Here is a 14,332-nt window from a genome sequence, read left to right as displayed (position 1 = left end):
TCACGTCCGCTGGATCACCAGGACGCCCGGACCTCCGCTCAGCTCACCGCGGCCGAGCGTCCTGAGGCTCGAGGCCAGGACGACGGCATCGGCAGCGGTCTCTCCGTGGGGAGATGCGGCGGGGCCCTCACCGCGATGCGCGATCACCTCCACCGCGCCTCGTCGCATCAGCACCGTGTCGGCGCTCACGATCTCGACGCTCGTCGCGCCCAGGTCCCCGGAGGCGAGATCGGGGATCTGACGACGCAGCGTCAGCAGCTCCCGATACCAGGCGAGCATCCGTGCATGCGCAGGATCGTCCCGCTCCTCCCACCGCAGCATGGATGCCTCGAAGGTGGAGCGCGCCTGCGGATCCGGGACCTCGCCCTCCCATCCCATCCGTGCGAACTCCTCGGCCCGGCCTGCGCTGACCAGGGGGCCCAGCTCGTCGTCGTGATCCGTGAAGTAGGCGAACGAGGTGCTCGCCGCCCACTCCTCCCCGTGGAAGAGCATCGGCGTGCCCGGACCCAGCAGCACCAGCGCGGCGCCGATCGCGTGGAGTCCGGAGGACAGGCCGTGGTGGATCCGATCCCCTCTGGCGCGGTTGCCGACCTGGTCGTGGTCCTGCAGGAAGGTGACGAAGGAGTGCCCGTCGTAATCCGTCGAGGAGGGATCCACGGGCGCGCCCCAGACCCGACCGCGGAAGCTCGAGAATGTCCCGGCGTGCAGGAACATCCTTTCGAGGATCGTCGCCAGCGACTCCGAGCTGCCGAAGTCGGAGTAGTACCCCTGACGCTCTCCGGTGAGCCAGGCATGCACCCCGTGATGGACGTCGTCGGCCCACTGCATGTCCATCCCGAGGCCACCGGAGGCGATCGGTGTCACCGTGCGCGGATCGTTGCGGTCCGACTCGGCGATCAGCGTCATCGGACGTCCGCACTCGCGCTCCCACTGCTGGACGGACTCGGCGAGCTCCGCAAGGAGATGGACCTCGGAGTCGTCGTGCAGCTCGTGCACGGCGTCCAGACGCAGACCGTCGAGACCGAGGTCCACGAGCCATTGGCGAGCCGCGCCCAGCAGGAACGCCCTCACCCCGATGCTCCCCTCCTGGTCGAGGTTCACCGCCTGACCCCACGGTGTGGAGTGCCGATCAGTGAAATAGGGCCCCAGCATCCCCAGATAGTTCCCGGAGGGGCCCAGATGGTTCAGCACCAGATCGAGGACCACAGCGAGTCCTCGCTCATGCGCGGCGCGGACGAAGCGGACGAGAGCCGCCACGCCGCCGTAGGCCTCGTGCACGGCGTACAGGTCCACCCCGTCGTAACCCCATCCGCGCTCGCCGGGGAAGGCCGCGATCGGCATCAGCTCGACGGCGTCGACGCCGAGATCGACCAGCTCGTCGAGGCGGTCGATCGCGGTGTCGAGGGTCCCGGTGCTGCCGTCGGCGCCAGGAGCGAAGGTGCCCACGTGGAGCTCGTACAGGACGGCCCCGTGCAGACCGGAGGCACCGCCGCGCCAGCACGGACCGGCTGCCGGCTCACCATCGGCTCCCCGTGCGCTCCGCCCGACGAGGGTCTCGAGGTCCACGACCTCGCTGTCCGCATGGACGCCGTCGGGCTGGGACAGCGAGCGCGGATCAGGGATCCACGGTCCCGTGCCGTCCAGGCGATAGGCGTACCGGGAGCCCTGCTCCATGCGGATCCCCGGGAGGACGAACCATCCGTCGTCCTCACGGCTCATCGTCAGGATCCGCCCATCCAGGCGGATCTCCGCGCTGAGCGCGGACGGCGCCCAGATCTCGAAGCGATCGATGCGACGTGCCCCCGCGGCCGGGACCCGGGGAGGCAGGCTCATCGTCCCGCTCCCGTCGCACCTGCATCGACGGCCGTCCGCTCATCCGTCCGCAGCAGCAGGGCGGTGGGCCAGCTCTCGAGCAGCTCGGCGAGGAGGACCTGGCCGCCCTCCACCTCGCGACCGGTGAGGAGATCGCGCCAGCGTCCCGGCGGCAGGGCGAGGAAGGCCTCCCCCCAGCCGCCTCGCTGCATCAGAGAGCGATGCAGACGGGTCACCACGGATACCGCCTCGACCGGGCCGCCGTCGGCGCTGCGTCCGAAGGCCACCGCGTGACCGGTGGTCGTGGGGAGCGGACGGTACCCGGCTCCGCGGCCGCTGAACAGCTCCGGACGATCGCGCCGCAGGCCGAGAGCACGATGCGTGAGCCAGAGCTTCTCGTCGGCGATGCCGTCGGGACCTGCCCCGTCGATCATGCGCGCGAGCCGGGCCGCATGCGCGGCATGGTCGACGGGACGGCGGTTGTCGGGATCGACCAGGGAGAGATCCACGCTCTCGTTGCCCTGGTAGACGTCGGGTACACCCGTCATGGTCAGCTGCACGAGCTTCTGACCGAGGATCGCGGTGCGCTGACCGGGCAGCGTCCGCCGGGTCCAGTCCTGGAGGAGCGCATCCACCCGCGGTGAGGCGAGCGCGGCACGGCCGAGCGCGAGCACCTGCCGCTCGTACTCCGGATCGGGGTCCGTCCAGGACGTGCTGGTCTTCGCCTCCCGCATCGCCTTGGTGAGATAGGCGTCGAGGCGCTCCGTCCCGATGCGCTGGATGTCGGTGCCGGGGAGATCCCAGCATCCGGCGAGGACCTGCCACAGCAGCAGGCGGACAGCCCCGTCGACCCTGTCTCCGCGGTCGCCCTCGGTCGCCTGCTCGAGCTCGTGCACCGTGCGGGTCCACTCCTCCGGCTCCTCGGAGATGACGGCGAGCCGGGCGCGGACGTCCTCGCTGCGCTTGGTGTCATGCGTGGAGAGCGTGGTCATGCCGTCGGGCCAGGTGCGGACCATGCGCGCCGCATGGTCGTGGAGGTCGTCGGGCTCGACCCCGATGCGATCCGGATCCGAGCCCACCTCGGTGACCGGGAGGAAGCGGGGGAAGCGGTAGAAGGCGGTGTCCTCGAGCGCCTTGGCATGGACCGGCCCGCAGGTCTGGGCGAAGCGCACGATGACCTCGGCCCGTTCGGCGGAGGAGGTGCGTCCTGCGCTGCCGACCTCGTCTCCGCACACGAGGGCGACGACCACGTCGAGCGCGGCGAGCTGATCCTCGTCCTCACCCAGCCGACGTGCTGCGCGCCGCGCGGCCTGCTCGATCACGGTCCGCTCCGACCCCGGTGCCGGGCTCCCCGGCACGATGTACGCGCGATAGCGATCCATGGACGCCAGAAGCGCCACCAGAGCCCGCTGGATCAGTCGCCGGGTCGTATCGCGCAGCCGGATGTCCTCCTGGCAGATGCGATGCACGAGTCCTGTCAGACGCTCGACCTCCGCCCAGAGGCTGGTGGAGACCACGAGGTCCGTGGACTGCGCGGCCACGTCCTCGAAGGGGCGCAGGTCACCGGTCATCCGCTGCCACAGATGCGTGAGCCCCAGTGCCCCGCGCGGGTCGTGGAACAGTCCTCCCACCCGCCATAGGGCGTCGTAGCCGGTGGTCCCTGCGCAGGGCATGTCGCCGGGCAGGGTCTCGTCGTCCTCGAGGATCTTCTCGACCACCGTCCATGCGCCACCGCTGGCACGATCGAGATCCCGCAGATAGCCGCGCGGGTCGGCGAGTCCGTCCGGATGGTCGATCCGGAAGCCGTCGATCACCCCTTCCGCATGGAGCCGCAGGAGGGTCGCATGCGTGGCGTCGAACACCTCCGGCAGCTCGACCCGCACCGCCGCGAGCGTGTCGACGTCGAAGAAGCGACGGTAGTTCAGCTCGTCGTCCGCGACCTTCCAGTAGGCCACGCGGTACCACTGCCGATCGAGGAGATCGACGAGTCCCAGATGCTCCGTCCCGGCGGCGACCGGCAGCGCGTGGTCGTAGTAGCGCACGACGCGCTCCTCGCGCACCGTGCCGTCGGCCTGCGGCACCTCGGCGGTGCCCACGACGATCTCCTCATCGGCGAGGACTGCTCCGATCGGACGCCCCAGCACCGGCACCAGGATCCTCTGGGAGGCCGGATCGAGGTCGAACCAGTCGGCGTAGGGGGAGTCGGGCCCGTCCCGCAGCACGGACCACAGGGCGTGGTTGTGCCAGATCGGCGTCGGGATCGCCATGTGGTTGGGGACGACGTCGACCACCACGCCCATGCCGTGGTGGTGAGCGGTGTCGGCCAGACGGCGCAGTGCCCCTTCCCCACCGATCTCCGTGCTGATCCGCGAGTGGTCGACGACGTCGTACCCGTGCATGGAGCCCGGAGCGGCCTGCAGGACGGGAGAGCAGAACACATGGCCGACGCCCAGACGCGCGAGATACGGCACGAGGTCCGCGGCGTCGTCGGCCGTGAACCCGGCGTGCAGCTGGAGGCGGTAGGTGGAGGAGGGCACCGACCGGATCATCGGGAGGGACATCGTCCCCGTGGTCAGGGAGCTCTGTTCGTCAGTCACTGGATCTCCTCTTCCTCGGGCCCGTGGCCCGTCGCTGCGGAGGCTCCCGGGGTCGGGAAGCGCCCGGTGGGTCCCGTCAGGCGCGTCGAGGCTGCTCGGCCTGTCCTGAGTCCGCGCCCTCCGCCTCCTCGGCATGGCGCATGAGCACCAGCATCGAGAACGACGGCCGTCTGATGACCGCCCCGGCGGGAAGCTCGCTGCCGACCTCGAGAGTGTCGCCGGTGCCGACGATCACCGTCCAGGCCTCACCATGCTCGGGGCCGGGAAGAGCGAAGTCGACATCGTTGCCGGACCCGTTGAACAGCACCAGGGCGGAATCGTCGACGATCCGACGACCACGCAGGTCCGGCTCGGGGATGGCGCTGCCGTCGAGGTGCACCGTCAGGCACTTGGTGATCGGCTGCGCCCACTCCTCCCGCGTCATGGGTTCGCCGTTGGTGCTCAGCCACCGCACATCCGCCGGTGCGTCGTCCCCGGCGGACGGATCGACGCCCTGGAGGAAGCGCCGACGGCGGAAGATCGGATGATCGCGCCGCAGCGCGATCATCCGTCGCGCGAAGCTGAGCATGTCCTGCTGCTCCGCGTCCAGCTCCCAGTCCACCCAGGAGATCTCGTTGTCCTGGCAGTAGGAGTTGTTGTTCCCGCCCTGGGAGCGGCCCATCTCGTCGCCATGCAGGAGCATCGGGACGCCCTGGCTGAGCATCAGCGTGGCCAGAAGGTTCTTCGCCCGCCTCTGGCGGATCGCGAGCACGCCGGGATCGTCGGTCATCCCCTCGGCGCCGGAGTTCCAAGACCGGTTGTGGCTCTCCCCATCGGTGCCGCCCTCCCCGTTGTCCTCGTTGTGGCGCTCGTCGTAGGACACGAGATCCAGGAGGGTGAACCCGTCATGCGCGGTGACGAAGTTGATCGAGGCTATCGGCGTACGACCTGTGGACTGGTACAGATCTGAGCTGCCCGCGAGCCGGGAGGAGAAGTCGCCGAGGACGCCGGGCTGAGAGCGATGGAAGTCGCGGACGGTGTCTCGGAACCGACCGTTCCACTCGGACCACAGCGGCGGGAACCCTCCGACCTGGTAACCGCCCTCGCCGAGATCCCAGGGCTCGGCGATCAGCTTGACCTGGGAGATGATCGGGTCCTGCTGGATGATGTCGAAGAATGCCGAGAGCCGATCCACCTCGTGCAGCTCCCGGGCGAGGGTCGAGGCGAGATCGAAGCGGAACCCGTCCACATGCATCTCGGTCACCCAGTAGCGCAGCGAGTCCATGATCAGCTGCAGGACGTGAGGGGTGCGCATCAGCAGGGAGTTCCCGGTGCCCGTGGTGTCGTAGTAGTGGGCACGATCGTCGTCGACGAGACGGTAGTAGGAGGCGTTGTCGATCCCCCGGAAGCAGAGGGTGGGGCCGAGATGGTTGCCCTCGGCAGTGTGGTTGTAGACCACATCGAGGATGACCTCGATGTCCGCCTCATGCAGGTTCTTGACCATCTGCTTGAACTCCTGCACCTGCTGGCCGCGATCGCCCGCATAGGAGTACTCGTTGTGCGGGGCGAAGAAGCCGATGGTGTTGTAGCCCCAGTAGTTGCGCAGGCCCTTGTCCAGCAGATGCCCGTCCTGGACGAACTGGTGGACGGGCATCAGCTCCACGGCGGTGATGCCGAGCTCCTTCAGGTGCTCGATGATCGCCGGGTGCCCCATGGCGACATACGTGCCGCGGATGCTCTCGTCGATGTCCGGGTGCAGCATCGTGAGCCCTTTGACATGGGCCTCATAGATGACGGTCTCGTGGTACTCCCGTCGGGGGCGATGGTCATTGCCCCAGTCGAAGTACGGGGATACGACGACGGAGTGCATCGTGTGGGCGGCAGAGTCCTCGGTGTTGCGGGCGGCGGTGTCCCCGAACTCGTAGCTGTACAGCGACGGATGGTTCGTCGCCATCCCCGAGATCGCCTTGGCATAGGGGTCCAGCAGCAGCTTCGACGGATCGCAGCGATGGCCCGACGCGGGATCGTACGGACCGTGCACGCGGAAGCCATAGCGCTGGCCGGGCTGGACCGACGGGAGATACACGTGCCAGACGTACGCGTCGACCTCCGTGACCTCGACGCGGCGCTCTGCACCGTCGTCGTCGACGAGGCACAGCTCCACGCGCTCCGCCACCTCGGAGAAGAGTGCGAAGTTCGTCCCCGAGCCGTCGAAGGTGGCGCCGAGGGGATATGACTGACCGGGCCAGATCTGCATAGGGTCAGGGTAGCGGTGCTCGCTGCGCAGGTATCGGTCCGACGTCACCGCCGCGTCCCAGCACCCCGAGTCGCCCGAGACAGCCGAGACGGCCGAGACAGCCGAGACGGCCACGACGCCCGAGGCATCCGATGAGCAGTGCGGTGGTACGAGACAGGTGGCGGCGGGACGACCTGCGACGGCCCGAGACGAAGCGAAGGAGCCCCGGTCATCGACCGGGGCTCCTTCTCGGGTGGGCGATACTGGGTTCGAACCAGTGACCTCTTCCGTGTCAGGGAAGCGCGCTACCACTGCGCCAATCGCCCATGCGCCAGGAGGCGCGGGGGAGGGATGGAGCGGACGACGGGACTCGAACCCGCGACCCTCACCTTGGCAAGGTGATGCTCTACCAACTGAGCCACGTCCGCATATCGGCTGTGCCGACGAGAAGTAACTCTAGGGGGCTTCGAGGGTCCGCGCAAATCGAGAGGCTCCGTGGTGGTGCAGGTCACGGGCCGATCTACTGGTCAAGCGGTGCGTCGACGAAGATCCCGGGGGTCGGCGAGCCCGTCGCTCCGGATGCCCAGCACGGCCGGGCGGCCGGAAGTCGGAGCGGTCGGGCGTCGGGGCGGGCCGGTGCCGCGCTGAGTCGATGTCCGGGTGGGTCGATGTCCGGGTGGGCGGGTGTCGGGGTGGGGTGGTGTCGGAGTCGGGCTTGAGCCCGGGTGGCCTGTGGGCGTCGAGGCGGGCCGGCGACGGACTAGGCGATCTGCCGATCCTGCTCCATGAGGCGCGCCGTCGCGCGCGAGAAGATGTAGGTCACACCATGGATGGCGACAAGCGCTCATCGGCTCATGTAAGCTTCTTCAGGTCCGACCGAGAGGGCGGGCAAGCAAGTCAAGAGGGCGATTGGCGTAGTGGTAGCGCGCTTCCTTCACACGGAAGAGGTCACTGGTTCGATCCCAGTATCGCCCACGGTCGGAGCTGCAGCTCCTTCCTTCGCGGACGTGGCTCAGTTGGTAGAGCATCACCTTGCCAAGGTGAGGGTCGCGGGTTCGAGTCCCGTCGTCCGCTCCCGGGAGACGGCGCACTCGACATACGTCGGATGCGCCGTCTCGTATGATGCGGAAGCATCTCCGGTGGGTTGGCCGAGAGGCGAGGCAACGGCCTGCAAAGCCGTGTACACGGGTTCGAATCCCGTACCCACCTCCACCGCGGATCCATGGATCGGCGGCCCGGGCGATTGGCGCAGTGGTAGCGCGCTTCCCTGACACGGAAGAGGTCACTGGTTCGAACCCAGTATCGCCCACCAGATTCATCCCTCGTCGAGGGGGAGAAGATGCTGTCCGGCATGAGAGCCGGATGCCAGGAGCGGCCCGAGGGCCGCTCTCTTCATGTCCGGCGACCTTCGTGGGCGATAGGCATCGCCGGCCGGATCGTGTCACTGCAGCGGCCCGTCCTGAGGTTCGTCGGCGGGTCGGTGCGCATCCGGGGATGTCTGCCGTCGTAGAGCAGCATCCGTTCGAGAACGGTGGCGTCGGGTCCAAGCTCGTGGTCCAGCTGGAGCAGTGTCCGTCTGTCGTCGCTTGAACGCCGCTCAAACGGCGACAGACGGACACTGCCCCCTGGTGGGTGTGCGTGGGGGCTCATCGGCTCAGGGGTGAGGCGGGCGAGTTCTCCCGGGGTGCGAATCGGGTGATCCGGACGCCGCTGGGAATGGACGCGCGCGACAAGTCTTGCATTCCTGCGCAAGAGGAATCTCAAAGATTGAAATATCGTTGTGACCTCCTGTGGTGGGGGCGTCCGTGACGGTCTTCCGACGTTCGGGGTTGACGTCGGCAAGGGTGGTGCCTACGGTTCTTCAGCGAGATCACGAAAGCACTTGCAGCTTTTTGAATGATTCTCCCGGGTCGTCTGCGGGACGATCCTGCACCTCCCGATGACGCTGAGGATGAACGATGCCGCACTCTCCCGACCTTCCATCGCGCCTGCGCTCCGCGGGACGTCCGATCGTCGCCTCCGGCGCGAGGACGGCAGCCCGAGACCTCCGGCTCGCTCCGATCGTACTGGTCATGCTGCTAGGGCTGCTGGCGCCGATGATCGAGGGGGCCCGGGCCGACGAAGCCGGTGGAGCAGGAACCTCGACGAAGTCCGCCACGATGCTCGGTGGGGATCCGCGCGCGGACTCCATCTACTTCGTCATGACCGCCCGCTTCGCCGACGGCGACTCCAGCAACAATCGGGGTGGGAACCAGCATGCCTCCTCCGGAAATGCCGCAAATGACGACCCCATGTTCCGCGGTGATTTCGAGGGCCTCGCAGACAACCTCGACTACATCAAGGCGCTAGGATTCTCGGCCATCTGGATCACCCCTGTCGTCCTGAACCGCTCCGACTACGACTACCACGGATATCACGGCTACGACTTCTACGAGATCGACCCCCGCCTGGAGACCGATGGCGTCTCCTACCAGGAGCTCATCGACCAGGCGCACGCCAAGGGGATCAAGATCTACCAGGACGTCGTGTACAACCACAGCTCCCGATGGGGTGCCGAAGGCCTCTTCACACCGACCGCGTACGGCGTCCAGGACGAGGACTGGGAGGATTACTACGACGATCCGGTGGAGGGCGAGGAGTACGACCCGCTCGAGGAGGATGCCGACGGCAATCCCTACAACGGCGACCGATGGTCGACGGAGCAGCCTGCCGACAGCACCTGCGAGAACTGGGGCGAACCGATGGGCACGGACTCCGAGGGCAGGACGACCTACGAGTGCCAGTGGCCGAGTCCGACGTCCGGCATGTTCCCCTCCGACCTCTATCACCAGTGCTGGATCGGCAACTGGGAGGGCGAGGACGCGCGCAGCTGCTGGATCCATGAGGACCTCGCCGACTTCAACACCGAGAACGCCGAGGTGCAGGAGTACCTGATCGAGGCCTACAACAAGTACATCGACATGGGGGTCGACGGATTCCGCATCGACACCGCTGTGCACATCCCGCGCACCACCTGGAACCGTCACTTCCTCCCAGCGATCCACGACAAGCTGGTCGAGAAGTACGGAGAGGAGAAGGCGGAGGACTTCTACGTCTTCGGGGAGGTCGCCGCCTTCGTCAACGACAAGTGGAACCGGGGGTCCGTCAACCACTCCGCACAGTTCTTCACCTGGAAGGAGCGGAAGGAGTACAGCGCCGACGACGCCGAGGCCGCAGCAGAGATGTACGAGTACGAGCAGGCTCAAGGGCCGGAGAACCAGCCCACCAGCGACAACGCGTTCCTCGACGGCAACGAGTATCACGAGCCCGATCGCACGAAGTTCTCCGGGATGAACATCATCGACATGCGCATGCACATGAACTTCGAGACGGCCTCCAATGCCTTCTCGAACGGGAAGGACTCCGACGACTCGGTCAACGATGCCACTTACAACGCGGTGTACGTGGACAGCCACGACTACGGTCCCGGCAAGTCGCCGACGCGCTATGACGGCGGCACTGACGCGTGGGCGGAGAACATGTCGCTGATGTGGACGTTCCGCGGAATCCCGACCCTCTACTACGGCTCCGAGATCGAGTTCCAGGCTGGGGAGGAGATCGACTGCGGTCCGAGCTGCCCGCTCGCCGAGACAGGACGCGCCTACTACGGGGATCATCTGGAGGGCGAGGTCACCGCCTCCGGCTTCGGGACCGTGGGCAGCGCCAGCGGCGAGGTGGCCGAGACGCTCGATCAGCCTCTCGTCCAGCACGTCCAGCGCCTGAACCAGATCCGTCGGGCGGTGCCCGCCCTCCAGTCCGGCCAGTACTCCACCGAGGGGGTCGACGGGGAGATGGCCTTCAAGCGCCGCTACACCACCGAGACGTCCGACAGCTTCGCGCTGGTGACCGTGTCGGGCGCGGCGTCCTTCACCGGCATTCCCGACGGCACGTATGTCGATGCCGTGACGGGTGATGAGCGGACCGTCACCGACGGGACGCTCGACATCTCGGCCCCTGGGAAGGGCAATCTGCGCGTCTATGTGCTCGACCTCCCGGACGGCCCTGCTCCCGGGAAGGTCGGCGAGGACGGCGAGTACCTCCGATGAGGGACCGCCGTCGTCGACGGCACCGCCATCGTCGGCGCACCACCATCAGAGAGGACAACTCATGCGCACCTTCAGGATGCTGCCGGCGACGCTGGCGGCCATGACCCTCACCTCGACCTGCATGCTCGCGGCGGCGCAGGCCGCCTCCGACGCGCCGACTGCTCCAGCGGACGAGGTCTCCTCGAGCGTCGAGATCGAGAGCACCGACCCCGAGGGCACAGAGGCTTCTGCGGCTGATGACGAGGACGTCGATGCTCCCGCCGAGCAGGGCCCGTTCTACACGACCAACCCCGAGGGGCAGGTCGGGCAGGAGGCAGCGATCGTCGTCGACGGCGAGGCCGCGGAATGGACATCGGACATGGTGATCGCGCAGGGCGTCGCCAACGATGATCCGCGGATCTTCCGCGGCAGTCACGAGGGTCCCGTGTACGACCTGTACTCGCTCTCCGCGGCGTGGGACGACGAGAACCTCTATCTCATGTGGCAGATGACCAACGTGACCGATCTGGTCGATCCGTCCCAGACCTACCCGATCAGCGACAACGGGAAGCCCTACGCGGGCGACATCCCGATATCGATCGCCCTGGACGTCGACCCCGAGGCCGTCGGAGACGGACTGGTCGACGGCACGACGAAGGGCGTCTGGGGGATCAGCACGACCTACGCGCCGGCGCAGAGCGTGGACAGCCTGCTCATGTTCTCCGCGAAGCCCGGCGTCGGCGAGCCCGCACTGTTCTCCCTGAACGAGGACGGCGCCTTCGACTACGAGGAGGAGAACGTCCTCGCCTTCGAGGACGCCGGGATCGAGCTGGAGCACGCCGACGGCCTGGCCTCCGAGGAGGTCATCGGGATCGACGACACCGGCAACGCCGGCTATGAGCCCGACGATCTTCTGGACGAGGACCTCTACGAGGACCTCGTCGCAGCGGGGCACGATCCGGAGCAGGACACCACCTATGAGATGGCGGTCCCGCTCGATTCGCTCGGCATCACCCGGGAGGACCTCGAGACCCAGGGCATCGGGGCGATGATCACGACGACCTTCGGAGAGTCCGCCATCGGGTCGCTGCCCCAGGACCCTGCGGTGCTGGACGCCGCCACCGATCCGTACTCCGAGGACTCCTCGACATCGGCCGAGAAGAGCGACGAGGACGAGATGACTGTGCCGCTGGCCCGCTTCGGTGCGGAGTGAGCGAAGCCGAGGCAGCCGACCTGGGCTCTCCTGCTCGCAGCGGGGAACAGGCTGGCGAGCCCCGACGGGAGGGCGGACGAGGGGAGGGCCCGCGGTCAGCAGACCGCGGGCCCTCCCCTCGTCTCCGGCCAGGTGCCGGAGGCTGAGCCTGAGCCTGATCAGCGACGATCAGGTGCGTCGGTTCCGGACGGCTCCGCCTCGACGTCGGACGCCGAGTCGTCGCCGGTCCGGGATGCGCCGTCGGCAGAGCTTCTGCGCCCCTGGGAGATGGGCGCGGAGTCGTGACGGTCGGCATCCGCCGGAGCGACCTCCACCACGGCCTCGACCGTGCGCAGCTCGAAGGGCTCGCCGTCATGCCGCTCGACGGCGGTCTCGACCGCGTCCTCCAGCACGTGCCGTGCCAGACGGTTGCGGATCATCAGCGGATCCTTCGACAGGTCCTTCCAGATGGCCACGCAGAGCAGGAGCATCACCACCACGAACGGCAGGGACGAGACGATCGTGATGTTCTTCAGACCGTTCAGCGCCTCGGACGGCTCATCGCCCCCGGCCAGCAGCATGATCGCCGCGACCGCGCCGGTGGCCACGCCCCAGAACACGACGGACTTCTTCGTGGGATCCTCGGCGCCGCGCTCGGAGAGCCCGCCCATGACGATCGAGGCGGAGTCGGCACCGGTGACGAAGAAGATCGCGATGAGGATGACCGCGAGGACCATCAGGATGAGGGTGACGACTCCCGGAACCGGAAGGCTCTCGAGCATCTTGAACAGGATCAGGTCGAAGTCGATGTCCGGTGCGCCGTCGACGATCCGGGAGAGCATCGCGCCCTCGTCCTGGGCGGCCTCTGCGCGCTCCTGCACGCCGATCGCGCCGCCGCCGAAGATGGAGAACCAGATCAGGGAGACGATCGACGGGACGAGCAGAACCCCGACCACGAACTGGCGGATGGTGCGACCGCGGGAGATGCGGCCGATGAAGAGGCCGACGAACGGCGACCAGCTGACCCACCATGCCCAGTAGAAGATGGTCCAGGTGCCCATCCACTCCGAGAGGGTCTGATCGCCGGCGGCCGCCGTACGGGAGGCCATCTGGGGGAGATCCGCGATGAAGCCGCCGACGGCGTTGGGGATCACGTTGAGGATGAAGAGCGTAGGACCGCCGATGAAGACGATCAGGGCGAGGACCACGGCCAGCACCATGTTGGTGTTGGACAGCCACTGGATGCCTCGCTCGATGCCGGAGACGGCCGAGGCCACGAAGCATGCGGTCAGGACGGCGATGATCAGCACCAGAACGGGGGAGCCGACGTCGGAGAGGATCCCGGTGGACTCGATGCCGCCGCCGATCTGCAGCGCTCCCAGGCCGAGCGAGCACGCCGAGCCGAACAGGGTCGCGATGATCGCGAGGATGTTGATGATCCGTCCGCCGACGCCCTCGGAGACGCGCTCGCCGAAGATCGGGGCGAACATCGCCGAGAACAGCTGCGCACGACCGAGGCGATAGGTGCCGTAGGCCATGCCCAGGCCGACGATCGCGTACATCGCCCACGGGTACAGCGTCCAGTGGAAGAGCGTGGTGCCCATCGCAGAGGTCATGGCCTCAGGGGTCTGTCCGTCGACGGTTCCCGGCGGGGGCGACATGTAGAAGAACAGCGGCTCGCCGACTCCGTAGAAGATCAGGCCGATGCCCATGCCGGTCGCGAACATCATGGAGATCCACGAGGCGGTCTTGAAGCGGGGCTCCTCGCCATCGCGGCCGAGCGGGATCCGGCCGAAGCGGCTGAACGCCACCACGAGCACGAAGAGGGTGAACACCGTCGCGGCGATCACGTAGAGCCAGCCGAAGTTCGTGATCACGCCGTCCAGAGCGGCGGAGGCGACCTCGCCGAGGTTCTCCGGCGAGATGATCCCCCAGGCCACGAAGAGGATCGCGACGGTCGCGGCGACACCGAACACGATGCGGTCGGTGCCCCGCCGGGGAGGTCTGCGGCGTCGGGGCTCTGCCGCCTTGAGGTCGTCGAGCAGTTCCTTGGTTGCCTTCGTGCTTTGACTCATTGGGGTGCTTCCGCACCTGGTCGCCGATTCCGGCTCCCGGGACGGACTCCTTCCTGGGTGGGGGACGGGACGCCTTAGCACCATAGTCGCTGGAATGTCCGACAATCGGATGAGCGGACGCTCGACACGGGCATGAGCACGGGCGATCCGGTGAGACACGGCACGTCGTCTCGGTTCCGGGTGACGTGCCGCCGACCCTGCTGACGGCGGTTCCGTGCGCCCTTGCGCATGGCTGAAGAGGCAGGTCGGAGAGGGCGTGGGGGATCCTCGCCCGGTCCTTGAAGAAGGGGGCATCGGTCTGACCGGGCTGTCAGGCATCCGAGCGTGCTGGCGCGTGGAGGAGATCACGGTGGAGCTCTGCTGCGAACGGCCCGCAT

General features: G+C 67.7%; 6 protein-coding genes and 6 tRNA genes. 6 read left to right on the top strand and 6 right to left on the bottom strand.

Going from position 1 to position 14,332, the window contains the following annotated elements; genetic code table 11:
- From treZ to ACZ5AJ_RS07495, 5 genes are all read right to left on the bottom strand, one after another.
- Complete coding sequence (treZ, locus tag ACZ5AJ_RS07515; protein ID WP_464138445.1) at positions 1 to 1,833, bottom strand: malto-oligosyltrehalose trehalohydrolase; 1,833 nt, start codon at positions 1,831 to 1,833, stop codon at positions 1 to 3.
- Positions 1,830 to 4,373 carry a malto-oligosyltrehalose synthase gene (gene treY / locus ACZ5AJ_RS07510; RefSeq protein WP_464138716.1) on the bottom strand — a complete coding sequence of 848 codons (2,544 nt, stop codon included), beginning with the start codon at positions 4,371 to 4,373 and terminating at the stop codon, positions 1,830 to 1,832. Before treY ends, treZ begins: the two co-directional genes overlap by 4 nt.
- 112 nt (positions 4,374 to 4,485) lie before the next feature.
- Complete coding sequence (glgX, locus tag ACZ5AJ_RS07505) at positions 4,486 to 6,645, bottom strand: glycogen debranching protein GlgX (RefSeq protein WP_464138444.1); 2,160 nt, start codon at positions 6,643 to 6,645, stop codon at positions 4,486 to 4,488.
- Positions 6,646 to 6,878: 233 nt separating this feature from the next.
- Positions 6,879 to 6,950 (bottom strand) — tRNA-Val (locus tag ACZ5AJ_RS07500).
- A gap of 26 nt (positions 6,951 to 6,976) precedes the next feature.
- Positions 6,977 to 7,052: transfer RNA gene (locus tag ACZ5AJ_RS07495), tRNA-Gly, on the bottom strand.
- Positions 7,053 to 7,527: 475 nt separating this feature from the next.
- Here ACZ5AJ_RS07495 and ACZ5AJ_RS07490 point away from each other — a divergent pair.
- The 6 genes from ACZ5AJ_RS07490 (at position 7,528) to ACZ5AJ_RS07465 (ending at position 11,901) form a co-directional block, all read left to right on the top strand.
- A tRNA-Val gene (locus ACZ5AJ_RS07490) sits at positions 7,528 to 7,599 on the top strand.
- 26 nt (positions 7,600 to 7,625) lie between these two features.
- Positions 7,626 to 7,698, top strand: a tRNA-Gly gene (locus ACZ5AJ_RS07485).
- A gap of 64 nt (positions 7,699 to 7,762) precedes the next feature.
- Positions 7,763 to 7,836: transfer RNA gene (locus tag ACZ5AJ_RS07480), tRNA-Cys, on the top strand.
- A 25-nt stretch (positions 7,837 to 7,861) separates the two neighbouring features.
- A tRNA-Val gene (locus ACZ5AJ_RS07475) sits at positions 7,862 to 7,936 on the top strand.
- 760 nt (positions 7,937 to 8,696) lie between these two features.
- Positions 8,697 to 10,709, top strand: a complete 2,013-nt coding sequence (locus tag ACZ5AJ_RS07470; protein ID WP_464138442.1) for an alpha-amylase family glycosyl hydrolase — start codon at positions 8,697 to 8,699, stop codon at positions 10,707 to 10,709.
- 61 nt (positions 10,710 to 10,770) lie between these two features.
- Complete coding sequence (locus tag ACZ5AJ_RS07465; RefSeq protein WP_464138441.1) at positions 10,771 to 11,901, top strand: hypothetical protein; 1,131 nt, start codon at positions 10,771 to 10,773, stop codon at positions 11,899 to 11,901.
- 158 nt (positions 11,902 to 12,059) lie between these two features.
- On the opposite strand, the gene ACZ5AJ_RS07460 is transcribed toward ACZ5AJ_RS07465, so the two are convergent.
- Positions 12,060 to 13,955, bottom strand: coding sequence for a BCCT family transporter (locus ACZ5AJ_RS07460; protein ID WP_464138440.1), 1,896 nt, complete (start codon positions 13,953 to 13,955; stop codon positions 12,060 to 12,062).
- Positions 13,956 to 14,332 lie beyond the last annotated feature (377 nt).

This window comes from Brachybacterium zhongshanense (assembly GCF_055385755.1).
This window is presented reverse-complemented; position numbering and strand designations above follow the sequence as displayed.

What these genes read in the sequence shown, in the direction of transcription:
- treZ (WP_464138445.1), bottom strand. Translation starts at nt 1,833, where the DNA reads ATGAGCCTGCCTCCCCGGGTCCCGGCCGCGGGGGCACGTCGCATCGAT.
- treY (WP_464138716.1), bottom strand. Translation starts at nt 4,373, where the DNA reads ATGTCCCTCCCGATGATCCGGTCGGTGCCCTCCTCCACCTACCGCCTC.
- glgX (WP_464138444.1), bottom strand. Translation starts at nt 6,645, where the DNA reads ATGCAGATCTGGCCCGGTCAGTCATATCCCCTCGGCGCCACCTTCGAC.
- ACZ5AJ_RS07470 (WP_464138442.1), top strand. Translation starts at nt 8,697, where the DNA reads ATGCTGCTAGGGCTGCTGGCGCCGATGATCGAGGGGGCCCGGGCCGAC.
- ACZ5AJ_RS07465 (WP_464138441.1), top strand. Translation starts at nt 10,771, where the DNA reads ATGCGCACCTTCAGGATGCTGCCGGCGACGCTGGCGGCCATGACCCTC.
- ACZ5AJ_RS07460 (WP_464138440.1), bottom strand. Translation starts at nt 13,955, where the DNA reads ATGAGTCAAAGCACGAAGGCAACCAAGGAACTGCTCGACGACCTCAAG.